Below are 22,319 nucleotides of genomic sequence, written 5' to 3' on the forward strand. Positions count from 1 at the left end.
TAGAGTTGGAATGATCCTTTGATCCCTAAAGAGAAAATTGATGCACTGATCGCGCGATTTGAAAAAATCGAAGCTGAGATGATGTCTACGACCGGTGCGGATGAAATTGTGCGTCTTTCCCGCGAACATGGCGAATTGAAAGAGGTTGTAGAACATGCGCGGACATTGATGTCGGCGCGCGAGCAGCTAGACGAATTGAAGGAACTTTCCGAGGGCGATGATGCCGAAATGGCTGCGCTCGCGAACGACGAACTCGCCGAGCTAAAAGAGCAAATACCGAACCTGGAGCATGAGCTACAAATTATGCTCCTGCCGAAAGACAAGGCAGATGACTCTTCGGTCATTCTCGAGGTGCGTGCCGGAACCGGCGGCGACGAAGCTGCGATTTTTGCTGGCGATTTATTCCGTATGTATCAGCGATATTCCCAGCTACAGGGCTGGAAGGTCGACATACTTTCTGCCTCTGAAGCGGAAATGGGCGGCTATAAAGAAATACAGGCGAGCATTAATGGCGATGGCGTATTCGCCAAATTGAAATTCGAATCGGGTGTGCATCGCGTTCAGCGCGTACCGGAAACAGAGACGCAGGGACGCGTGCATACATCCGCGGCGACCGTTGCAGTGTTACCCGAGCCCGAAGAAGTCGATATCGAAATCAAAGAGTCGGACCTTCGTATCGACGTATTCCGGGCTTCCGGTCCGGGCGGCCAGTCGGTGAATACAACGGACTCGGCTGTGCGCATTACTCACATTCCGACGGGCGTTGTCGTCAGCCAACAGGATGAAAAATCGCAGCACAAGAACCGCGCAAAAGCGATGAAGGTTCTTCGCGCACGTCTTTATGAAGCCGAGCGGCAGCGCGTCGACGCGGAACGCGCGGCAGAGCGAAAAGGCATGGTCGGGAGCGGCGACCGGTCGGAGCGCATTCGCACGTACAATTACCCCCAAAGCCGGGTCAGCGATCATCGGATAAATTTGACCCTCTACAAACTCTCGGAGATTGTGGCCGGTGATGGTTTGGGTGAAGTGATTGATGCGTTGATTACGCAGGACCGCGCAGACCGATTGGCGGAAATGCAGGAAAATGCCTGACGACTTCGATCTCGGTATTGCCTCGGACCAATTGTTGGTGGGCGATGCGATTTCAAAAGGGGCTAAAGCGTTACCGGATAGTAACTCGCCACGGCTAGATGCCCGGGTTCTCTTGAAATTCGCTCTTCAGACGGATGATGCAGGCTTGATCGGTCGAAGTCGCGAGCGGCTATCAGAGCAAGAGATTGAGCGTTTTGCGCATTTAATTCGGCGGCGGCAAAAAGGGGAGCCCGTGGCTTATATTACGGGCGTCAAGGAATTTTGGTCCCTCGAATTTGCGGTCGATCAATCGGTGCTGATACCGCGCGAGGATTCGGAATGTTTGATCGAAACCGTTCTTGCCCGCCGGCAGCGGACCGAAAACCTCCGAATCGCGGATTTAGGAACCGGTTCCGGCTGTTTGATCTGCGCGCTGATATCCGAGTTTCCGCAGGCTCAGGGTGTGGCCGTAGACCTTTCGCCTGGGGCCGTTAAAATGGCCCGCACGAATGCAGCGAAAAATGCGCTCGCCGATCGTATCGAAATCCTCGAAGGGTCATGGACAGAACCGCTTCGTGGTCAATTTGACGTGATCATCGCCAACCCGCCCTACATCTCAGATGAAGAGGCGAAAGAGCTTTCAGCTGACGTGATTGACTATGAGCCATCAAGCGCCTTGCTCGGCGGGCACGATGGCCTTGACCCCTATCGGGTAGTTTTACGCGAAATCAACGACAAACTCACATCGGATGGGTTGTTGGTGTTTGAATGCGGCTATCGTCAAACCGATGCCTTGGCGCAACTGGTACGCGATTTCGATGGCAATTATCCCGTATTTACCATAAACGACCTATCCGGCCGGCCACGGGGTGTGGGTCTGGACAGACGAAAAGGCCAAAAAAAAGATTGAAATACTAGAGATCGCAGCTATCATGCGCGGCAAGACAGGGACAAAATCGCCATTTGGTTCTTGGAATTATTGGCGGCCCGGTTTTAAATCCGACCATCGTCCGGTTTTGGCGTGATCCGTTAAGGGGATCGTTAGTCTCGGAAACAGTCGGCTCTGGCTCGGCAGCGCTGCTGCGACAAATACAAGATACAAACATGAATATACAGGCGATCTGACTGTGGTCGCCGTAAGCTGACAAATCACTTACATCGCGAAGGGCCGAGTGAATCTGCGGCTTTCCGCTTGGGGAATTGTTAAAGGTAAGAATATGAAGCGTGGCCGTAATCAACGCCGGCGTCCGGGTAATAATCCTAATCGTGCGCTAGACTCTAACGGACCAGACGTCAGAATCCGTGGTACTGCGAACCAGATTTACGACAAATATCAGGCGCTCGCCCGTGACGCGCATTCCGCAGGGGACCGTGTTAAGGCTGAAAGCTACCTTCAGCACGCAGAACACTATTTCCGTTTAATCCGTTCGATGCAGCCGGCCCAGCCGCCAGCGAATCAGCAGCAGGCGCAGGATAACGATTCGGATCAGCCCGATGTCGAGAGCGGAGCGGAACAGCGGGACAATGAGCAGCGCGAACGCTCATCCTCTAACCGCCGTGGCCGAAATAATAATGCTCGCGCTGATAATGATGCGGACAAGGCAGAAAAATCCGACAGCGCGGACGCATCAGAAAGCGGTTCGACCAAAAGCGCTGACGAAGCTGCGCCGGAAGAAGAAAAAAAGCCGCGCCGTAAACGCGCACCGCGCCGAACCACGAAGAGCGCGAGCGCTGGCGATGCAGACAGCAAAGCTGAAAAAGCAAAAGCCGCACCTGCAGCCGCAGAATAGAATTCCCGTGCTATCGCAGTTTTCAACTGCATAGACTGATAGGAACGAGGCAATCGTTCGCTTATGATTTCCCCTGTTTAAGACAGGAGTTATTTCATGAGCGGCGAACGCACATTATTTGATCTCACTAATAAAGTAGCCATTGTTACAGGTGCATCTCGGGGTATCGGCGAGGCGATTGCGCGGCGTTTGGCGCAACATGGTGCACGCGTCATTGTTTCCAGCCGAAAATTAGATGCCTGCGAGGCGGTAGCCTCGTCGATCAACGAAGCTGAAGGTCGCGAGGCGGCTTATGCTGTCGCGTGTAATATTTCGCACAAGGAAGACCTGCAGAAGCTTGTGGATGAAACGAAAGCGAAATGGGGCCCCGCGGACATTTTGATTTCGAATGCTGCCGTTAATCCGTATTACGGCCCAATGTCGGGTTTGAGCGACGAACATTTCGACAAGATCCTGACCTGCAATGTCAAAGCCTCACACTGGTTGTCGCAAATGTTGATCCCGGATATGCGCGAGAAGAAAGATGGCGCGATCGTCATCATTTCATCGATTGGCGGAATGGTCGGGTCGAACACGATTGGCGGCTATAATATTTCCAAAGCGGCGGACCTGCAGCTCGCGCGAAACCTCGCTGTTGAGTGTGGCCCTGACAATATCCGTGTAAATTGCATTTGCCCGGGCGTGGTTAAGACCCATTTTGCCGAAGCTTTATGGAAAGATCCAAAGATCGAAAAGCTAATGACCCAAAAATTGCCATTGCGCCGGTTTGGGGAGCCAGACGACATCGCAGGGGCCGCAGTCTTTTTGGCGTCGCCGGCCGGACAATGGATGACCGGCCAGTCGATAATTATAGATGGCGGCACCTTAAATGGGACCGCCGAAATTTAAGCGCTAAATCGAACGTGTGGCCTTTTCAAACCAGTCTTTAATCTCTGTGCTGATTAAAGGTGCCAACGTTTCCCGGACGCGTTTATGATATTGATTTAGCCAAGTGCGTTCTTCTTCGGTCAAAAGGTCCACCTTGACCAAGTCGAGATTAATGGGGGCGAGTGTGATGGTTTCAAATTCCATCATCTCGCGCTCGCCGCCATCAACCGGCTTGGGGTTCGTGACAACAATCAGGTTTTCGATCCGAATTCCAAACTCACCGGCTTTATAAAAGCCTGGTTCGTTCGAGAGTATCATGCCCGGCTTCAGCGCTTGCGAATTGGGGGCTTTGGCAATTCGTTGCGGCCCTTCATGAACACCCAAAAATGAGCCAACGCCATGTCCGGTTCCATGATCATAATCAAGGCCGACATCCCATAGCGGCTTGCGGGCAATGGCATCAAGCTGATGGCCGGTTGTGCCGGCAGGGAACTTCATCCGGGCAAGGGCGATATGCCCTTTTAGAACGCGTGTGAAGCGATCTCGCATTTCGTCGGTTGCCTCGCCAATGGGTACGGTCCGCGTGATGTCCGTTGTTCCGTCATAATATTGGCCACCGGAATCGACGAGATAAAGCGAATTTTTGGCGAGCTTGATGTTTGATTCCGTTGAGACCCGGTAATGGCAAATCGCGCCATTTGAGCCTGCGCCAGAGATCGTATCAAAGCTTAGATCGCGTAGGTCATCTGACTGCGAACGAATTTCTTCAAGCTTTCGAGCGGCAGTGATTTCGTCAATCTCGCCACTTTGCGCTTCTGTATCCAGCCAATAAAGAAACTGCGTAATCGCAGCACCATCGCGTATATGCGCTGAGCGCGCGCCAGCGATTTCCGTTTCGTTTTTGGTGGCGCGGGGAAGGGCGCAAGGGTCCGTGAGTTCAACGATCGAAGCGCCAGCGTCTTTCAGATCATCAATATATTTTGATGGTGCCAGTGCTGGGTCCACGGCGACGCGTGCCTTGGTTTGGCCGAGTTTTTTGAGCGCCGCATCCAGATCGCTTTCGGCCCGAATATCGACATCATCACCTAGAATGCCGGGCAGTTCATTGCCGACCTTTTCGGGGGCTACAAATAATGTCGCCTTGCCGGTTTTGTCTAAAAGCGCGCGCCCTAATGGTAGCGGCGAGCGGGCAACGTCGTGTCCACGCACGTTAAATAACCAAGCCAATGAGGGCGGTGCGGTAATTAAAACCGAATCTGCGCCCGCTTTTTGTATCGACTGGGCAATCTCCTTGCGTTTTTCATCCGAAGATTTCCCGGCATATTTCAGATCATGCGCCTGAATTGGTGTGAGTGGTGCATCCGGTTGGTCCTGCCATGCGAGATCGACAGGGTTTTCTGAAACGGCAACCAATTCGAACCCAACCTTTTCCGCTGCTATGCGCAGGCGCTTGACGCTGGCCAATGTATGTAACATCGGGTCATAGCCTATCCGCGTAGATTTCTGGGCGTGCTCTAATAGCCAGACATCCGGCGGTGTTTCTGTGATGTCCTCATAGCTAAAGAATGCAGCATCAGTTTGTTCCCGAACTTGCAATGTATATCGCCCATCGGTCAGCATCACCGCACTGTCTTGCATGATGACCGCAGCCCCGGCAGATCCAGAAAAACCCGTGGCCCACATCAGTCGTTCCGCATAGGCGGGAATATACTCATTTTGGTATTCATCATCATGCGGAATAATGAAACCATCAAGGTTTTGTTTTTTCATTTCCGCGCGAAGCAAGGGAAGGTGCTTTGCGGCAAAGGATTTATCGGAGACGGGTTCGAAAGTCTGGAACATTGGCGCTTCCTGTAAAACGATTGGTCCCGCCGCGCCCCTGATTGCATGGGCACAGCAGGTGTTGCCTGCAATATCGGGCCTCTATCGCTGACGCTCAAGGGCCAGCGCGAAATTTAGGCTTTGACAAATAATAGGATCGGCCAGGTCGGTTGGTCCAGCCGGTTGATGAGGCGGAACCCCTCGCGCTCATAAGCTTCAACCACATTGGATTCCTGCTCGCTCATCAGTCCGGCGAGCATCACTCTGCCATTTTTGCCAATATGTTTGGCCATATCCGGCGCTAATTCCGCAAGCGGTCCCGCGAGAATATTGGCGAAGACAAAATCAAATGGCGCGGCCGCGGCGATGTCAGGGTGGTCAAACCCGGCGGCAGTGATGGTGGTGAGCTTATCGCCGACATCATTCAACGCCGCGTTCTCCGCCGCGATGCTCACCGAGTCTTCGTCGATGTCGCTGGCGATAATATCCCGGTCCCACATTTTTGCGGCGGCGATGGCCAGAACAGCGGAGCCGCAACCGAGATCAAAAATCGATTTTGGGGCCCAACCGGCAAAACGATCGAGCAGCGTCAAACATCCCGCTGTGGTAGGGTGGTGCCCAGTCCCAAAAGCCAGGTTGGCGTCAATGCGGATTGGAATATCGCCGTCTTCATTCGGCAATTTATCTGCGTCATGGATGCCGTATAGAACGAAGCGGCCACACCGAACGACACCTAGCCCTTCAAGCGAATGAGCGACCCAATCGACGTCAGGTAACTCTTCGATACTACCCGGGCCAAGTTTTGCGCTGTTTGCGACGGTGGCGTTCACTTCGCTCATGTCGGGTTCGTCTTCGAAATAGGCATCAAGACGCCACGCAGTGTCGCCGTCTTCGACGGTTGCATCGTCCTTGGTCAGGCTAACCGCGCCAGCCGGCGGCCATAATAATTCGCTCAACGCGTCGCCCGCTTTTTCCAACGCGTCGCGTTCGCCTGTCCAAGTGATCTTGTAGCTTTTTTTCTTGTTCACGCTGCCTCTACAAATGTATCAATAACTTTTTTAATGCCGGAGTGTTCAAAGTTAACGGTGAGTTTCTGTCCCTCAACGGAGGATATTTTTCCGTATCCAAATTTTTGGTGAAAGACTCGGTTTCCGACTTTGAATTTAGATTTCCCTGACGCGCCAACGCCAATGGTTTTGCCGCGTCCCTCAATTGTTTTTGGTTTGAAGCTACTGCGTGATGACGCATTTCGCGCGCGCTTCCAGCCGGGGTTTTCGTAATAGGCGTCTTCCTTTACGCCGATATTATCGAAACTCGATTGTGACGCATAGGCGGTTGCAGTGTTGCCGTATAGCCCCTGTTCGGAGAATACTTCGACATGTTCCTCGGGAAGCTCGTCAATGAAGCGGGACGGTAATGCTGACTGCCAGCGGCCATAAATTTGCCGGTTCGCCGCAAAGGAAATGCGACAGCTTTCTTCCGCGCGGGTGACGCCGACATAGGCCAGCCGCCGTTCCTCTTCGAGGGCGGCATTGCCGTTTTCATCGAGTGAGCGTTTCGATGGGAAGATTTCCTCCTCCCAGCCCGGGAGAAATACGACCGGGAATTCAAGGCCTTTCGCTGCATGTAGCGTCATCAGCCAGATCTGGCCATCGCCCGTGTTCTCGTTGAGCTCTGATACCAGCGCGACGTGATCGAGATAGCCCTCTAACGTATCAAATTCTGATACCGCTTGAATAAGCTCTTTCAGGTTGTCGAGTTTGCCTGGTGCCTGTGGTGATTTCGAATTCTTCCACATTTCGATATAGCCAGATTCTTCGAGCACGAGTTCGGCTAGGTCAGCGGGCACCATGTCTTTCGCATCGCGCGACCAGCGATCAATGCTATCGACAAAATTCAATAGGGACCGGCGCGCTGCTGCCGTCAATTCTCCGCTTTCCAAGGCAATGCGGCTCGCAACCATAAGCGGCACTTCGTTGGCCCGGGCGACTTTATGTAGAATTTGCAGCGCCTTGTCGCCCAAGCCCCGCTTTGGTTTGTTGACGATCCGGTCGAAAGCGAGGTCATCATCCGATGATCGAATGAGCCGCAGATAGGATAACGCGTCGCGGCTTTCCTCGCGCTCATAAAAGCGTGGACCGCCCACAACCCGATAGGCGAGGCCAAGCGTGTTAAACCGTTCTTCAAAGGCACGCATTTGAAACGAAGCGCGGACCAATACGGCCATATCGCTCAGTGAACGTCCCTTTGCTTGTTCGGATTCAATATCGTCGCCGATAAGCCGCGCTTCTTCTTCGCCATCCCATACGCCGCGCACTCTGACCTTTTCGCCTTCGTCACTCGATGTCCAAAGTGTTTTGCCCAATCGTTCCTTGTTGGACGCGATCAAACCGGATGCTGCACCAAGAATTGCCGGGGTCGAGCGGTAATTGCGTTCGAGGCGTATAACCGCGGCGCCGGGGAAGTCTTTTTCAAAGCGAAGAATATTTTCAACTTCCGCGCCGCGCCATCCATAAATGGATTGGTCATCATCGCCGACGCAGCAAATGTTTTTATGTTTCTGCGCTAGAAGTCTCAGCCATAAATATTGCGCGACATTCGTATCCTGATATTCATCGACGAGCATATAGCGAAAGCGCCGTTGATATTCGCCAAGAATATCCGGGTTGTTTTGAAAAATCGTCAAATTGTGGATCAAGAGATCGCCAAAATCAGCGGCGTTTAATGTCGTCAAGCGCGATTGATAGGCTTTGTAGAGTGCGATGCCGCGCCCATCAGCAAAGTGATAGGCTTCATCGGCAGGCACCTTTTCCGGAACGAGGCCTCTATTTTTCCAGCCATCAATCACCGCCGCCAAGCCGCGGCCCGTCCACCGTTTTTCGTCTATATTGGCGGCTTCGATAACTTGTTTCGCAAGGCGCACTTGATCATCGGCGTCGAGGATGGTGAAATTTGATTTGAGGCCGACTAGCTCCGCGTGCCGTCTGAGGATTTGCGCGCCGATCGAATGGAACGTGCCGAGCCATTTCATGCCCTCAACATTGTCGCCGACCAGCGCGGCAATCCGCTCTTTCATTTCCCGGGCGGCCTTATTGGTGAAGGTCACCGCCAAAATCTGATAGGGTGCAGCCAATTGCATGTTCAGAAGGTGGGCAAGGCGGGTGGTCAGGGCGCGCGTTTTGCCCGTGCCGGCACCGGCGAGCATAAGAACCGGTCCCTCCGTAGTTAATACGGCGGCTCGCTGCTCGTCGTTCAATCCCTCAAGATAGGGTGCGGATTCAGGGTCTGCGGGCGGGTTTCCGGGCGGACGGGCGGCCATAGCCCGTTGAGAAATAGAGAGTTTTTGATCTTGTTGAGATGACATTCGTTGAGTTTACCGAAATGAGAACGATTCTGGAACATTAAGAGATATCGCTGCTGGCGGGAATTGCAATCCGGTGCGGAATCGCGACAATTGAAGGAGCGCTGGGAATTGTTTTTGCAAGGAGATTTTGAATGGCAGGGAAATTCGAGCTTTATAAGGACAAGGCGGGCGAATTTCGTTTTCGCCTGAAAGCTGGAAATGGGGAAAATATCCTCGCGAGCGAAGGTTATAAAGACAAAAGCGGTGCCGAAAACGGGATTGCTTCGGTCAAAAAGAACGCTTCGGATGAAGCGCGGTTCGAGATTAAGGATTCGAGTAGCGGTAAGTCTTATTTCGTTCTTAAAGCGGCAAATCATCAGGTGATAGGGCAGTCTCAAATGTATGATTCTGCGTCAGGCGCTAAAAGCGGAATTCAGTCGGTCATGAATAATGCACCGGATGCGAGCGTCGATGATCAAGCTGGCTAAGGGTACGGCCCTTTGGTTTAAAAGCCGCCTCTATTGAGGCGGCTTTTTTAATGGCATAATTGCGCAGAGGAAAATTATGGACATGCGCTTCACCCACCGTATTGCGACAGCAGCCGACGAGCCTGCGATCATAGAGCTTATGAAGGCGGCCATCGCGGAGAATATGAAAGCATTCCTGTCGGCGGAGGAAATTCTGGCTGCGCAAGAATCCATGGGGCTGGACCGAACCTTGATCGAGGACGGGACATATTTTCTGATTGAAGCGCAAACACCGGACGGCACGCAACTTGTCGGTTGCGGCGGGTGGGGTAAGCGCAAGACGCTATATGGTGGCGATCACACCAAGGGACGAGATGACAGCTTTTCAGATCCGTCTACGGACGCTGCGCGCATCCGCGCGATGTATACCCATCCAGACTGGACGCGCCGCGGTATCGGCACAATGCTGCTTGAATTAGGCGAGGGGGCTGCGCGCGATGCAGGCTTTAAGACGATTGAGCTGGGATCGACGGTGCCCGGTGAACCGCTCTATCGCGCACGCGGATATAAAGAATTTGATCGCGTGGACGAAGTAACAGCGAATGGTGAAATCAACACGATCATTCACATGCGGAAACCCTTATGAGCCTTCCATTTCGCTTTCGGTATCATCTGAAGGCGTGAGGGCAACCTCGGCTGGGTCTGGCTCCGCCAAATCGCGAATGACCTCTTCGCAGCCATCTTGTACGAATGCGAGATCGTCAATTAAAAAGCGCAATGCATCGCCTCCGGGCCGACGTTTGTCGCTGATCATGCTTACATAGATTTTGCTCGCGCGCCCGCCCAGATAATAGGCCCCGGCCATATGCCGCCAACGAACGGTATTTTTTGTCCATTCAAATGATGTCGTTGCTGGTGCCAGCGGCAAGCCAGTTTCATCTTCGCCTTCAATCGTAACGGTGAAATTTTCGCCTTCCGCGCCGCCGGTCGGATAGATCGCCATGGTGACAACGCACACCGGCCTGTCGAATTCGATCAATAGCGGCGCATTTAAATAATTTACATAGCCAACAGAAAACTGGCCGCTTGGTGCCGCTTCATAGGTGCAGATTGAGTCATAATAGAATCGTCTTTGTCCGTCACAAATTTGCCGCGTTAGCCCGCGACCAAATCGTACGCCAAATTTTTCCGAATATTCATTCCGGATCACCTCGCCATGCTTACCTGGCGGTGGTTCGAAATTGATGACCTTATAGGGTGCATCGGCGTCCGGGGTTACCGGGTCATTTACGCGATTTATAACGCCGGTGATAGTCGCCGGATTGGTATCATTATCCGGGTCAGGACCAATGCCGTTCTCGTGAACCTGTGCTGAGGCGGCGCTTATAAGCAACGCTGCTGTGATTAATGCCGTTCCAGATTTTCGTGCAATCATGACATCAAACTCCCCGGGGTGATAATACAGCCCAAGCCTACATAGTTCCAAGCCAAATCGACGTTTTCAAAAGCGATCAGGAAAACAGCAGTTTAGGCATGTATTGTATTAGATTTGAGGACCCGAAAATATTTAGCGTCTGCAAAAAATGCGTGATTTGATATCTATCTGCGGGCAGTTTAATTGGTCTAAAAATCTTCAAATCTCAGGGTTGTAATGCGTCTCGTTCCTTTTTCCGCGTTCTTTGTATTTTTCATTATTTTTGTAGCTGCCTGTGCTGTGTCAGTTCCGACCGTTGACGTTGTCTCGGACACGGCAGCGATTTCGCGTCTTAAATCTGATGTCGCGTGGCTTGCTGATGATCAGCGCATGGGCAGAAAACCCGGAGATAAGGGGTATGACGATGCCGCTGACTATGTGGCCGAACGATACGAATCTCTGGGGCTCGAACCTGCGGATGGTGACCATTGGAAACAGGAAATAAAGTTTCGCCGGATCACCACGCAACCAAATTCTGCGCATGCAACCCTAACCGATAAAGCGGGCGCTAAGATTCCCCTTACGCCGGGAAAGCAGTTCAATTTGTTTCCAGGGTCTATGGAACAGAGCGTCACGATAGACGATGCACCTTTGGTTTTTGTCGGTTACGGAATTCATGCGCCGCAATTTGGTTACGATAATTATTCGGATGCTGATATTCTCGGGAAAGTTGCCATTATTACTAATGGTGCCCCGACGGAGTTTAATCGCGATCAGAAAAACTATTTCGGATCTACGTCCCATAAATTCGAGGCGGCGCGGGAAAAGGGGGCTGCGGCGATATTGTTCGTAAATACCAAGAGCAAACCCGATGCAGAAAGAGCGCCGCGGGTTCGACGCGCTTTTACCCAATGGGTGGCGCAGGACGGGGCAACGAGCAAAGAGCTTTTGCCTTATCTCACACTTCGCAACGACATCTTGGCGATGATGTTCGATGGATCTGGCTATTCCGTCGATGAAATTATGTCAGACGTGAAGAATGGAAAATGGGACGAAAAGAATATTCAATTATCAACGCGATTGAGTTTGCAAGGGCGTTCAAACCAGGAATTTTTTACTAGTCATAATGTTGTTGGTTTGATCGAGGGTGAGGACCCTGTTTTGCGAAACGAAGTCGTCGTTCTTACCGCGCATCTTGATCATTTAGGTGTCAACGATAAGCAATTGGCGCAGGGGAAAGACGGCACCTATAATGGCGCGATGGATAACGCAACGGGTGTTGCCATCATGCTAGAGGTCGCGCGGATGATCCAATATGGACAGCGGCCAACCCGGAGCGTAGCGATTGTTGCATTGACCGGCGAAGAGTCGGGTCTTCTGGGGTCTGACTATTTCGCGCATTATCCGCCACTCGGCGACAAAGAAATCATCGCGAATATCAATCTCGATATGCCGATTTTGCTCCACCACTTCACCGATATTGTCGGGTTCGGTGCTGCGCGTTCTTCGTTAGGGGAGACGATGGAAAATGCATTGCGTCTTTCTGACGTAGAACCGGCTCCTGATCCAGTGCCGGAGCTAGGGGTCTTTGCGCGCTCTGATCATTATAGTTTTGTCAAACAAGGGGTGCCGTCGCTTTTTCTTTGGACCGGGTTTTCGAATGGTGGCGAGGAGGCATTCCGAGATTTTTATAAAAATCACTACCATCGGCCGAGCGATGACCTAACCCAGCCAATTTTATATTCACAGATGGCGCGCTTCACAGCGTTGAATACGATGATCGCGCTAGAAGTCGCCAATCAAAAGGCCCGGCCGAGTTGGAACCAAGGCGATTTCTATGGGGAGTTGTTTGGACGCGCCCCATAAAAAAACCCCGCACGATGGCGGGGTTTTCAGGGTTGTCATTTTTCTACATTATTCGATTTCGTAAACCATCGAAATCGATGCCGTGATGCTCGACTCGCCCGCTTCCATGGGGACCGCGCTATCGGCAGCCATCTCCAAGCGCGCGCCATACATTTTTGGCGACGGTGATTGGACATAGCCATCCTGTATCGTGATCAGGCGACCCAAGCGCACACCTGCTGCATCGGTCAACAATTCGGCTTTTGCTTTGGCGTCTGCAACGGCGTTTTTGCGCGCCTCATTGTAAAGCGGTTTCGGCTCGTCAAACGCGAAGGAAATACCGTTGAGCGAGTTCGCGCCTGATTGAACCGCTTGATCGATGACGGTTCCGGCTTTGCTGAGATCGCGCAAGCGAACGGTTACAGTGTTGGACGCCGTGAAGCCGATCACTTCGGGTTTGGATCGGTTCTTTTCATAGTTGTAGCGCGGATTTAGAGACAGGCCCGAGGTCTGAATATCGCGGTCGGCGATGCCAAGGTCTTTCAACTTTTTGATTGTTGCTGACATGTTTGACGAATTCGCGCGCAAAGCGTCCGCCGCTGTCGGAGCGTCGCTTTGAACGCCGATATTCAAGACCGCCATATCCGGAACGGCACTCGCCGTGCCTTCGCCGTTAACAGTGATCGTTCTTGCCTGTTGTTGGGCGTCGGCGGCTAATGCCTCCGGCGCGGAACAGCCCGCCATTAAAGAGGCAAGTGCGATTGGCGCAATGAATAAGCGCATGTAATTTCTCCCTTTCAAAAGTTGCCGCATGTGAGCGTGAGCCCTTGGCGAAATCAAGGCGAAAGATGGGGCGCTATTGTGACGAATTGGCAAGCTGTAATCACAAATCCGGGCTTTCATGCACCCGCGATAGCTGATAATAGAGCGCCTCCCGATATCGCGACTTGGTCGCTTCGGGCCTGTAGCTCAATTGGTTAGAGCTGGCGGCTCATAACCGCTAGGTTGGGGGTTCGAGTCCCTCCGGGCCCACCAACTCGAAAAGAATAACTCCACGCAATTCGGATTGAATTTGATCGCGCCCATCCTCCCGGGTGATCGTAATGTTTCCGCTGGGGCGTCAGGTGTGATTGTTAAAACCTCCCTGATCAAAATTTTCAATTTGTTCGAGCGGGGCAAGAAATGGTCTGCTTCAGCCAAACCAATTTTACGATTGTTGCATATCGGTACCAGATGAGCTTGTGGATGCGGAAATATTTGAAATCAGGCAAGAATTCAGATGCGCTGCGCTGCAACATGATACCAATAATGCCAAATAATTATACCAATTTTTGTTCAGAGGCATAAATTAGTTGTTGACAGGTTTGTCGTGATTGGTCGATGTTCCCGGCAATAACAAAAACGACGTCATGGGAGGAAGAAATGAATCTGTCTGGAAACAGGTGCGTTAACGCGACTACTCGGAAGAAGCGGTCTCGGGTGGGGGCATTGTTGGTCTCATCAGCGATTGTGCCGGCAATGTTGATTTCAACCGCAGCCGCGCAAGCGCAGGACGAAGAGGCGAGCGATGTTATCATCGTTCAAGGCATTCGCGGCGCGTTAGGGAACGCGCTAAATGAAAAACGCGAAGCGCCAAATCTTGTCGAGGTTATCCAAGCCGAGGATATCGGGAAATTGCCCGACCAAAACCTCGCGGAAGTTCTTGAAAACATAACGGGTGTTCAAATCACGCGTACCGCCGGTGTGGGTACCGGCGTTCAAATTCGCGGCACCAATTCAAACCGTACAGAGATCAATGGCGTTTCAACAGTGGGTTCTGGCGCTGGACGTTCGGGGATCAGCTTCGAAGATGTTTCAGCGTCTATAATTTCGGCTGTTGAAGTCACCAAGGCATCTCAGGCAAAGACCATTGAAGGGTCTGTTGGCGGTACGGTTAATCTCAGAACTATTCGTCCGCTCGATCTGGACGGTGTTTTGGCCAATATCCGGGTTCAGGGCGAGACAAGCAGCCTCTCGACAGATGGTATCAAGCCAAGGTTATCAGCTGCGCTGGGTAATAATTGGTCGACCGGCGCTGGTGAATTCGGTGCGGTTGTGAGTGCGAGTTGGGCGCGGCAAGATGTTAGCGCGTTTCGTCCGCGGGCGGATCGTGACAACCTTATTAGTTCGTCAAGCGGTGTGCCAAGCGCACAATCTTTCGATTTTCTGCCTATTCAATTCTTGAATCAGGATTACGACAATTTCGAATATGAGACTCTCAATATTTCCGGCACGCTCGAATGGGCACCGACGGAAAGCTTGCGGTTTTATTTTGACACAATCATCAACGACCAGGAGCGCCGCGAGGAGAGTTCTCGTGTGCAGGCATCCGGTGTAAGTAGCCTTCGGAATGTTGCTGTTCCAGACTCCTTTGAAACAGTGGATTTTGGTGTCCTGCCAGGAGAAAACGGTCCGCAGACGCTCGGTTCGATCGAGGCGGCATTGACAGGCATTATTCCTGTTGACCTCGCGACCGATGACGATGACCCTAATCTTCGTTTCTCTGGTGATACCAATTCACGAATTACTGACAGCCGGATTTTCAGTCTTGGTACAGATTTCAACCACGGTAATTTCTCGGCACGAATTGAAGGCTCGATTTCATCCTCTGACTCGACAACGCCGAGCATCAATACGACGCTAAACTTTATCAACCCGAATGTGCCATTAGATCCAGGTGGTGCTAATGATAATGCGGTGCCATTTATTTATGATTTGAGCGGCGGCGCGTTGACATTCGCGGTTGCGCAGAATGCGCCATTTGGGCCAAGCACGGAGCAACTGCTTGATCCTGCGAATGTTGTCTTGCGCGACGTGAATATCAGTCGGGACATTGCCGAAAATGAGGAACTCGCTTTCCGAGGGGATTTTAGCTACGATCTGATTGATAGTGCAGTCGGAACCTTCCTCACCTCAGTTGATGCTGGCTATCGTTTCAACAAATCTACCGCGTTGAGGGATCAGGTTCGGTCGAATGTCGGATTGCGAAACCTATCCGATAGTCCTTCCGGCGACCTATTTGAAGATATCCTCGTTCCGGGACCCGATAATTTCGGCGATGCTGACGGCCGGGCACTTTTTGTTGGTGATTTCCTGCTTATCGATCCGGAGCTTGTCGCCAATGATCCTGATGCAGTCTTTGCCTCGCTGAATGCGGCTATTGCAGCACACGGGGGATCTATTTCGATCGATGATCCGACATCCGACCAAAGTGCATTCTTCGACATCGAAGAGAAGACCCACGCGCTATACGGTCAGGTGAACTTTGAGAAGAGTATCTTCCGCGGAAATGCCGGTGTTCGCTATGTGAAGACGAATGTAGCTTCAGTCGGTAATACGATCACGAATGGCGTAGCAACACCGACGACCACGGAGGGCAGCTACGACTTCATCTTGCCGCGCTTCAATCTCGTTGCGAGCCCACTTGAAAATGTTCAACTGCGATTTTCCTGGGGTAAAGATATAAGACGACCAGATTTTGATGATCTGTCTACGTCATTTACCTTTAGCACGAGCCCGAACCCACCAGTTGTGCTGGGCAATCCGGACCTCGTGCCAGAACAAGTGAACTCGCTTGATGTTTCGGCCGAATGGTACTTTGCGCCAAGGGCTGTGATTAGTGTCGGCTATTTCAACAAGAAGCGTACGAACCTGCATGTGCAGCAGCAGGAGGATCCATTCGAAGATCCAGTGACCGGTTACCGCGATCTGACCGATCCTTGTGAGGGCGGCGGTATCTTTAACCCGATTGCTGACCCCAATGTTTTCGCACCAAGCGGCACACCGGTTGGTGTCTGCGTGCCAGTTTCGACAACGATCAACGATCCGGGCGAGACCACGCAAAAAGGCTTCGAGGTCGCAATGCAATATGACCTTGCAGCATGGGAAGATACAATTGGATTCGCTTCCGGTTTCGGTATCCTGGCGAACTATACCCATCAGGAATTCTCTGGCGGGGATACGGTGAACAATGCGTCAAGTCGCGCAAGCGATGTGTTCGCCACATTTGGTGCAACGGATGTCACCTTCAAGCAGCCACTGATCGACCTATCAGAGGATGCGTACAATGTGACATTGTACTACGAGAAATATGGCCTTTCGGCACGTGCCCGTTACACATGGCGTAGTGCCTTCCGTTCAACGGACTTCGGTAGTACGTCGAGTTTCCCTTGGGGCTTCCCGGTAGTTCAGGATGCTCGCGGACAGCTCAACGCTAGTATCAATTACAACGTGACAGAGCATCTCACGATTGGGATTGAAGGCGTTAATCTGACGAAATCCGACATCAGGCAGTACTGCGTGAATGATGGAGCATTATTGTGCTTCCAAGGTCTGACAGATCGCCGCCTTACATTCGGAGGTAGCTACACCTTCTAGAATTTAGTGTACGGATTAGTGCCACCTCTATGGTGGCGCTGGTCTCTATCTCGGCCCGCCTGTCGTCCCTCCCGAGGGCAGGTGGGCCGTTTTAATTTTTGGGTGCGGGGCTCGCAAATAGAATAGGCCAATTCTTACATGTGAAGTGGTTGTGTTTGCGCGAAAGGTTCCGCGCTTATTGGCTTTCCGTTCGAATAACGCCCAGCGCTTCCAGTTCTTGAATCGTAAACCGCTGCGGTATGTGTGCCGGACAGTTCCAGTCGAATGCTTCGACGGATATGATCACTGATCTTTCCGGTTTTGCGGGGTAAGCGGCATCATGGAGAGTTTCAACCATCGCAGGATCATCGCTAATATCAATCAGCTCTGTGCGGCCCCAGATTTTTAGCCGACGACGGTTGGGGTAATCCATCAGGATAAGCGCAATTTTGTTTTGCGTCGTTAGGTTGCCAACGCTGACATATTGCCGGTTTCCGCGAAAATCCGCGTAGGCAATCGTTTTTGAATCAATGACTTTGAGAAAACCAATAGGGCCCCCGCGAAACTGCACATAGGGCCAACCTGTTTCAGAGATCGTCGCTTGGTAAAATCCATCTCGTTGTTCGATGAACTCAGCTTCTCTGGCGGATATCTTATCGCCTCCCTGAACCTCCGGCGATAAAAATTTAGCGTAAGCATCAGCGGAGCCCTGTTCTTTCTGAATTTTACGAACAGTCGGCGTGAAGGCGATATCGGCAAAAGCGCGGGCCATTGGTTCACTCCTAAAAGCTTTAAAATTAAGTCGTGCCGGTTTCGATGACCTGATAACCGGCACGACAAAACTATGCGTTATTTTATGCGCCGTTCGTTTTCACTAATCTTCACATCATTGATACTAGCGAAGCGGCGCTTCATTAGGCCTTCGGAATCAAATTCCCAATTTTCATTGCCGTAGCTGCGAAACCATTGGCCAGAATGATCGCGCCATTCATATTCAAACCGGACGGCGATACGATTGTCGGTATACGCCCATAGTTCTTTTTTAAGTTTGTAATCGAGTTCTTTTTCCCATTTCCCGCTTAGAAATTGTACGATTTCTGAACGGCCATTGAGGAATGTGTCTCGGTTTCTCCATTCGGAATCGACCGTATAGGCGCGGCTAATCTTTTCCGGATCGCGGGTATTCCAGGCGTCTTCGGCGGCCTGAACTTTTGCACGGGCAGTTTCTTCGGAGAATGGGGGCACAAGTTTGATACTCATAATACTATCCAGTCTTGGTCAGGGGGGAGGGGCTGCCGGTGCCATTGAGTTATGGCACCGGTTTTTTGTTTATTCCGCGTGCTTGATGTGGCGGACGGTTTGTTTCGTCGTCCAAAGGCTATTCGCGACATAACGGAAGTTGATCAGAGCGGCGAGATATCCGTCACCTTCAGGTACTTTTGCGGCGGCGGTGGCATCACGAACAACGGTAACCTCAAAGCCTTGCTCCAATAGTTCGTAAAGATGCGCCTGTGTGCAGAGATTCGCCGACATGCCCGCAAGAATGACCTTGTTGATGCCGCGTTTGCGCAATTGCAGAACGAGATCATTTTGCTCCGGGCCATAAATTTTGTGTGGGCTTGTTATGACGGTGCCGTCGGCGTGAATATGTTCAAGATATTCAGGCATAAAGTCTGATCCAGAGCCGCCGAAGCCTTCGAGGGAATATGGCCCCTTGCGGTCAAACATGCCGATCGCATGCATCAGTTTTTCGAGTGGGCCTTCGAATTTCCAACCATGGTCTGTCGGGTAATAGTGATGGGGTGAAATAAAGAGCGGGATGTCGTTCTCTTTTGCTGATTTCATCAGTGAGCCAATATTTTCAACGGTGTTGTGTTCAGTAACGCTTTCACCGACGACGCCCCATGTCACGCCTTCCGGGGAAAGAAAATCGATTTGAGGGTCGGTGATGACAACCGCTGTGTCGCCTTTGGTGACGATCATGTCGGTGCGGGGCAGGCTAGGCTCTGCCGGGTCGTCATAAGGGGAACCAGCATTTGCCGGAACAATCACGAGTGTCGAGACCACTAGGCCAAGAGCAATAATTGCAAGATAGATAATGCAGTCGCTGAGACTTTTACGCATTTGAATCTCCGTGTTGAGTTGTTTGCATGTGGGATGGTTGGCTGGGTGCTCGGCCGTTTCCGTAAAGCTCAGCCTGGTTAGGATTTTCGACGCCGGTAGGCAGTCGATAGGCGGCTTCTGCGTCCGCTTCGATCAGGGCAAGGGGCCCAATAACAGCCAAGAAGAACAGCAGATTGGCGATAATGCTGAAGCAGAGCGCAGCGAGGTCGACGCGCCGTAAGTAGAAATTCATCGGGACTTCGATCATGTGGCTCTCCTTCCAGATCGTTGGTCGTTCTTGGCCCAATCAGATGGGTTAACTGATCGGTAAAGGTCATATACGGAACCAAAACCGATCGGTCAAGGTGGTGACGGGCCGATAGGTTGTCACTTCCGACGTGTTGGGAGGTTGTTTTCGGAAAAAGTGTCGAAATGTCGCGATTTCTGGCGGATACGCCTTGAAGCGCGGAGCGCAAAATGCCATTTACCGATCAGTTTATATAATGAGTGGAGTTTATGAGCGCATCAAAACGAGACGAGCTGGTCCAAAATGCATTGAAGGCATTTTATACTGGCGGATTTCACGCCATCGGTATGGACCGGCTGGCAAAGGAAACCGGTGTTTCAAAAACCGCGATCTATAGCCATTTTCGCACGAAGGATGACTTGATCCTCGCGACATTAAGGCTGCGCGACGAACAATTTCGGAACTGGCTGGTGCGCCGGGTCGAGGCATTGGCGAAAGATCCAAAAGATCAGTTGTTGGCAGTATTTGATGCGTTGGCTGAATGGTTTGCGGAGCCAAATTTCAAAAGCTGTATGTTCATTAAAGCATCGTCTGAATATCAGGACCGGTCCCACCCTGTTCATGCAATTTCGGCTGAACACAAGAAATTGTTGCGAGACTATTTTACGGATCTTGCAAAAAAGGCGAAGCTTAAAAAACCTGAAGATCTAGCGCGTCAGATACTGATATTGAAAGAGGGAGCAATTGTTCTTGCGCATTTGCATGACCGTGAAACCGTTGCGAGTGACGCAAAACAGGCAGCCCAAATTCTAATAAAGACGGCCACAGAATAAAACGCCCACGCAATAGCTGCGTGGGCGTTTTATGCGAATTCGCCGCTTTATACATCTCGGCCGGTGTATAAATAGAGGGGGCTGGCGAATAAGCGTTTAGACTTGCGTTAGGATTTCGTCGTAAGGGAGGCGCGATTTCGGAAGTGCTGCATTAAAATCAGTCTCCGGATCGTGATAACCTAAGGGTACAACGACAAGGCTTGAAAACCCTTTTTCACGTAGGCCAAATTCTTCATCCAGAGTTTTGATGTCGATGCCTTCCATTGGGGTTGCGTCAATTCCAAGCGCAGCGACACCCAGCAAGAACTGTCCGATATTCAAATAGACCTGCTTGTCCATCCAGTGCTGAACGTCTTTGAATTCCTGTTTGTGCAAATTGACGAAAAAGCTGCGTCCCGCATGCATTTGCGGTTTGAAGGTATCTTTATCACCATCGAAACGGCCATCTTGGTCTTCTTGCTCCAGCACCTTTTGAAGAAACTCCTCTTCGATGGCGAGGCGGCTCGCAAAGACGACGACATGGGATGCTTTCAAGATTGAGTCGCGGTTAAACGGATAGAGTTCTTCTGTCGCTTTGGCGATGCGCGCTTTGCCTTCGTCCGTAGAGGCGAGGATAAAATGCCATGGTTGGGCATTGGTGCTCGATGGGCTAAAGCGCAAAAGTTCCTTGATTTTTTCAACTTTGTCGTCAGGAATTTTTCTTGACGGGTCGTAGGCTTTTACGGTGTGGCGATGTTTAGCGTAATAAACGATATCTTTGTCCATGATGGGGCTCCAATTTTGGGAAAGGTCTTCAGCTAATGTGCTGAGCCGCTATTTTTGTTGAAATTTTTGCGAGCCGCAGACACACTTCCGTGAGCGGATCGATCGCATAAATGAGGCTGAAACTTATATTGTTTTGATTGGTCATTATTTTGCTGTGCATCGGATTCTGCGCGTGCAATCAGCTTGGTCCAAATCAATTGTCGGTTTGTCATCATACGGTGCCTCCTTGCGACGGCCCGTATTTAGCTATTCAGCAGGCTTGGACTACCTGCGAATAATGAAAAACATTATCCCGTATTCCAAAACAATCCCTAGATATCGAGATCTCCATATCGGGATTTATTCGTTTCTACGATGCGTGCTTGCATGAAATCGAGAAAGGCTTTCACGCGCGCTGGCATGGACCGGCCGGGTGGCCTTACGGCCCAGATTTTTGTCTCTGGTGCGAGGCGATAATTCGGTAGAACACGAACAAGACGACCCGATGCCAGGTCAGGTCCGGAATGCCAGAGCGCGGTAAAGCCAATCCCCATGCCGGAAAGGACCAGCGCTCCAACGGCATCGCCTAGATTGACCTTTAATGGTCCATCAACACGGGTTTCATGTTCTACGCCATTCTCGTCTACCAAGCGCCATAGTCGTGTTTCCCCCAGCGGAAGGCATGTATGGTGTAACAGATCTTGTGGCGTTTCAGGCATCCCGTTTTTGGCAATATATTCCGGCGTCGCGACCAGTGCTTGGGGATTGTCATCAATGCGTTGCGCTAACAACGACGAAGGAACGAGTTCAACGATCCGGAAGGCAACATCATATCCTTGTTCAACGATATCAACAATCGTATCTGTCAAGTTGAGGTCAAGGGTTACATCAGGATACTGATTAAAAAACGCCGGAATGAACGGGATTATATGCGACCTTGCAAAGGAGGCCGAGGTTGTTACCCGCAAATGCCCGAAACGGTTTTTGTTGTTTTTGAAAGGGCATTTTGAGCGTCCTCAATTTCGCTGATAATGCGTTTCGCATGTTCCAGAAAAATTTCGCCATCGGAAGTCAGGGAAATGGCTCTGGTGGTGCGGTTAAATAGTTTGACTCCAAGATCGGCTTCCAGCGCTTTAATCCGTTGCGTGGCGTTCGTTGAGGATAGATTGAATTCTGCACCGGCGCGGCCAATCGCGCCCAAGGTTGCGGCGCGGATAAACAGTTTCAGGTTTTTGACATCAAACGACACTTTGCGATTCCGTTGGGTGATTTCGGTCCGTCATTCTACCTTCTTAATTGGCCGGAGCCATAACGCGCTATACGCTGAATTCGGAGTGCGCCGTCATTTTAAGGCAGAACCGACCACCATTGGCGGATTA

21 protein-coding genes and 1 tRNA gene are annotated in these 22,319 nt (G+C 51.5%); 10 read left to right on the forward strand and 12 right to left on the reverse strand.

Annotated features, from left to right (window positions below; all coding sequences use genetic code 11):
• Positions 1-18 precede the first annotated feature (18 nt).
• From prfA to ABFZ83_RS00270, 4 genes are all read left to right on the forward strand, one after another.
• Positions 19-1,092: a peptide chain release factor 1 gene (prfA, locus tag ABFZ83_RS00255; RefSeq protein WP_411817429.1), complete on the forward strand. Its 1,074-nt coding sequence runs from the start codon at positions 19-21 to the stop codon at positions 1,090-1,092.
• A complete protein-coding gene (gene prmC, locus ABFZ83_RS00260; protein WP_411817430.1) occupies positions 1,085-1,981 on the forward strand; it encodes a peptide chain release factor N(5)-glutamine methyltransferase in 897 nt (298 codons plus the stop codon). Before prfA ends, prmC begins: the two co-directional genes overlap by 8 nt.
• Positions 1,982-2,243: 262 nt before the next feature.
• Positions 2,244-2,861, forward strand: coding sequence for a DUF4167 domain-containing protein (locus ABFZ83_RS00265; protein ID WP_411817431.1), 618 nt, complete (start codon positions 2,244-2,246; stop codon positions 2,859-2,861).
• Between the two features lie 96 nt (positions 2,862-2,957).
• On the forward strand, positions 2,958-3,749 hold the full coding sequence (locus ABFZ83_RS00270; protein WP_411817432.1) for an SDR family oxidoreductase: 792 nt from the start codon (positions 2,958-2,960) through the stop codon (positions 3,747-3,749).
• Between the two features lie 3 nt (positions 3,750-3,752).
• On the opposite strand, the gene ABFZ83_RS00275 is transcribed toward ABFZ83_RS00270, so the two are convergent.
• The 3 genes from ABFZ83_RS00275 to ABFZ83_RS00285 form a co-directional block, all read right to left on the reverse strand.
• Positions 3,753-5,570, reverse strand: coding sequence for an aminopeptidase P family protein (locus ABFZ83_RS00275; protein ID WP_411817433.1), 1,818 nt, complete (start codon positions 5,568-5,570; stop codon positions 3,753-3,755).
• Positions 5,571-5,683: 113 nt separating this feature from the next.
• On the reverse strand, positions 5,684-6,577 hold the full coding sequence (locus ABFZ83_RS00280; RefSeq protein ID WP_411817434.1) for a 50S ribosomal protein L11 methyltransferase: 894 nt from the start codon (positions 6,575-6,577) through the stop codon (positions 5,684-5,686).
• A complete protein-coding gene (locus ABFZ83_RS00285) occupies positions 6,574-8,913 on the reverse strand; it encodes a DUF3553 domain-containing protein (RefSeq protein ID WP_411817435.1) in 2,340 nt (779 codons plus the stop codon). Before ABFZ83_RS00285 ends, ABFZ83_RS00280 begins: the two co-directional genes overlap by 4 nt.
• A 131-nt stretch (positions 8,914-9,044) precedes the next feature.
• Between ABFZ83_RS00285 and ABFZ83_RS00290 the strand changes: the two genes are divergently transcribed.
• The gene (locus ABFZ83_RS00290) at positions 9,045-9,380 is read left to right on the forward strand and encodes a YegP family protein (RefSeq protein WP_411817436.1); all 336 of its coding nucleotides are present in this window, start codon (positions 9,045-9,047) and stop codon (positions 9,378-9,380) included.
• Between the two features lie 76 nt (positions 9,381-9,456).
• Positions 9,457-10,005 carry a GNAT family N-acetyltransferase gene (locus ABFZ83_RS00295; RefSeq protein ID WP_411817437.1) on the forward strand — a complete coding sequence of 183 codons (549 nt, stop codon included), beginning with the start codon at positions 9,457-9,459 and terminating at the stop codon, positions 10,003-10,005.
• Here ABFZ83_RS00295 and ABFZ83_RS00300 read toward each other — a convergent pair.
• Positions 10,000-10,794 (reverse strand): hypothetical protein, encoded by a 795-nt coding sequence (locus tag ABFZ83_RS00300; RefSeq protein ID WP_411817438.1) that lies wholly within the window; start codon positions 10,792-10,794, stop codon positions 10,000-10,002. The two genes, ABFZ83_RS00295 and ABFZ83_RS00300, sit on opposite strands and share 6 nt — an antisense overlap.
• A gap of 216 nt (positions 10,795-11,010) precedes the next feature.
• Here ABFZ83_RS00300 and ABFZ83_RS00305 point away from each other — a divergent pair, with 216 nt between their 5' ends.
• Positions 11,011-12,639, forward strand: coding sequence for a M28 family peptidase (locus tag ABFZ83_RS00305; protein WP_411817439.1), 1,629 nt, complete (start codon positions 11,011-11,013; stop codon positions 12,637-12,639).
• A 48-nt stretch (positions 12,640-12,687) separates the two neighbouring features.
• On the opposite strand, the gene ABFZ83_RS00310 is transcribed toward ABFZ83_RS00305, so the two are convergent.
• The gene (locus tag ABFZ83_RS00310; RefSeq protein WP_411817440.1) at positions 12,688-13,401 is read right to left on the reverse strand and encodes an SIMPL domain-containing protein; all 714 of its coding nucleotides are present in this window, start codon (positions 13,399-13,401) and stop codon (positions 12,688-12,690) included.
• A 175-nt stretch (positions 13,402-13,576) separates the two neighbouring features.
• On the opposite strand from ABFZ83_RS00310, the gene ABFZ83_RS00315 reads away from it, so the two are divergent.
• Together ABFZ83_RS00315 and ABFZ83_RS00320 are read left to right on the forward strand one after the other, a co-directional pair.
• Positions 13,577-13,653, forward strand: a tRNA-Ile gene (locus ABFZ83_RS00315).
• A gap of 483 nt (positions 13,654-14,136) precedes the next feature.
• Positions 14,137-17,034: a TonB-dependent receptor gene (locus ABFZ83_RS00320; protein ID WP_411818850.1), complete on the forward strand. Its 2,898-nt coding sequence runs from the start codon at positions 14,137-14,139 to the stop codon at positions 17,032-17,034.
• Positions 17,035-17,209: 175 nt separating this feature from the next.
• On the opposite strand, the gene ABFZ83_RS00325 is transcribed toward ABFZ83_RS00320, so the two are convergent.
• The 4 genes from ABFZ83_RS00325 to ABFZ83_RS00340 form a co-directional block, all read right to left on the reverse strand.
• Positions 17,210-17,785, reverse strand: a complete 576-nt coding sequence (locus ABFZ83_RS00325) for a pyridoxamine 5'-phosphate oxidase family protein (protein WP_411817441.1) — start codon at positions 17,783-17,785, stop codon at positions 17,210-17,212.
• Positions 17,786-17,862: 77 nt separating this feature from the next.
• A complete protein-coding gene (locus ABFZ83_RS00330) occupies positions 17,863-18,273 on the reverse strand; it encodes a nuclear transport factor 2 family protein (RefSeq protein WP_411817442.1) in 411 nt (136 codons plus the stop codon).
• A gap of 69 nt (positions 18,274-18,342) precedes the next feature.
• Complete coding sequence (locus ABFZ83_RS00335) at positions 18,343-19,137, reverse strand: cysteine hydrolase (protein ID WP_411817443.1); 795 nt, start codon at positions 19,135-19,137, stop codon at positions 18,343-18,345.
• Complete coding sequence (locus ABFZ83_RS00340) at positions 19,130-19,384, reverse strand: hypothetical protein (protein WP_411817444.1); 255 nt, start codon at positions 19,382-19,384, stop codon at positions 19,130-19,132. The genes ABFZ83_RS00335 and ABFZ83_RS00340 overlap by 8 nt, the downstream gene beginning before the upstream one ends.
• Positions 19,385-19,632: 248 nt before the next feature.
• On the opposite strand from ABFZ83_RS00340, the gene ABFZ83_RS00345 reads away from it, so the two are divergent.
• Positions 19,633-20,196, forward strand: coding sequence for a TetR/AcrR family transcriptional regulator (locus tag ABFZ83_RS00345; protein WP_411817445.1), 564 nt, complete (start codon positions 19,633-19,635; stop codon positions 20,194-20,196).
• A gap of 96 nt (positions 20,197-20,292) precedes the next feature.
• On the opposite strand, the gene nfsB is transcribed toward ABFZ83_RS00345, so the two are convergent.
• The 3 genes from nfsB to ABFZ83_RS00360 form a co-directional block, all read right to left on the reverse strand.
• Complete coding sequence (gene nfsB, locus ABFZ83_RS00350) at positions 20,293-20,961, reverse strand: oxygen-insensitive NAD(P)H nitroreductase (RefSeq protein ID WP_411817446.1); 669 nt, start codon at positions 20,959-20,961, stop codon at positions 20,293-20,295.
• Between the two features lie 311 nt (positions 20,962-21,272).
• Positions 21,273-21,908: a substrate binding domain-containing protein gene (locus tag ABFZ83_RS00355; protein WP_411817447.1), complete on the reverse strand. Its 636-nt coding sequence runs from the start codon at positions 21,906-21,908 to the stop codon at positions 21,273-21,275.
• Positions 21,899-22,189, reverse strand: a complete 291-nt coding sequence (locus ABFZ83_RS00360; protein WP_411817448.1) for a LysR family transcriptional regulator — start codon at positions 22,187-22,189, stop codon at positions 21,899-21,901. The genes ABFZ83_RS00355 and ABFZ83_RS00360 overlap by 10 nt, the downstream gene beginning before the upstream one ends.
• Between the last annotated feature and the right edge of the window lie 130 nt (positions 22,190-22,319).

It is taken from the genome of Hyphococcus formosus (assembly GCF_046736345.1).
Classification (GTDB): Bacteria; Pseudomonadota; Alphaproteobacteria; order Caulobacterales; family Parvularculaceae; genus Hyphococcus; species Hyphococcus formosus.

Coding starts and splice junctions, on each gene's coding strand:
- prmC (WP_411817430.1), top strand. CDS start 1,085: ATGCCTGACGACTTCGATCTCGGTATTGCCTCGGACCAATTGTTGGTG.
- ABFZ83_RS00270 (WP_411817432.1), top strand. CDS start 2,958: ATGAGCGGCGAACGCACATTATTTGATCTCACTAATAAAGTAGCCATT.
- ABFZ83_RS00275 (WP_411817433.1), bottom strand. CDS start 5,570: ATGTTCCAGACTTTCGAACCCGTCTCCGATAAATCCTTTGCCGCAAAG.
- ABFZ83_RS00285 (WP_411817435.1), bottom strand. CDS start 8,913: ATGTCATCTCAACAAGATCAAAAACTCTCTATTTCTCAACGGGCTATG.
- ABFZ83_RS00290 (WP_411817436.1), top strand. CDS start 9,045: ATGGCAGGGAAATTCGAGCTTTATAAGGACAAGGCGGGCGAATTTCGT.
- ABFZ83_RS00295 (WP_411817437.1), top strand. CDS start 9,457: ATGGACATGCGCTTCACCCACCGTATTGCGACAGCAGCCGACGAGCCT.
- ABFZ83_RS00300 (WP_411817438.1), bottom strand. CDS start 10,794: ATGATTGCACGAAAATCTGGAACGGCATTAATCACAGCAGCGTTGCTT.
- ABFZ83_RS00305 (WP_411817439.1), top strand. CDS start 11,011: ATGCGTCTCGTTCCTTTTTCCGCGTTCTTTGTATTTTTCATTATTTTT.
- ABFZ83_RS00310 (WP_411817440.1), bottom strand. CDS start 13,401: ATGCGCTTATTCATTGCGCCAATCGCACTTGCCTCTTTAATGGCGGGC.
- ABFZ83_RS00320 (WP_411818850.1), top strand. CDS start 14,137: ATGTTGATTTCAACCGCAGCCGCGCAAGCGCAGGACGAAGAGGCGAGC.
- ABFZ83_RS00325 (WP_411817441.1), bottom strand. CDS start 17,785: ATGGCCCGCGCTTTTGCCGATATCGCCTTCACGCCGACTGTTCGTAAA.
- ABFZ83_RS00330 (WP_411817442.1), bottom strand. CDS start 18,273: ATGAGTATCAAACTTGTGCCCCCATTCTCCGAAGAAACTGCCCGTGCA.
- ABFZ83_RS00335 (WP_411817443.1), bottom strand. CDS start 19,137: ATGCGTAAAAGTCTCAGCGACTGCATTATCTATCTTGCAATTATTGCT.
- ABFZ83_RS00340 (WP_411817444.1), bottom strand. CDS start 19,384: ATGATCGAAGTCCCGATGAATTTCTACTTACGGCGCGTCGACCTCGCT.
- ABFZ83_RS00345 (WP_411817445.1), top strand. CDS start 19,633: ATGAGCGCATCAAAACGAGACGAGCTGGTCCAAAATGCATTGAAGGCA.
- nfsB (WP_411817446.1), bottom strand. CDS start 20,961: ATGGACAAAGATATCGTTTATTACGCTAAACATCGCCACACCGTAAAA.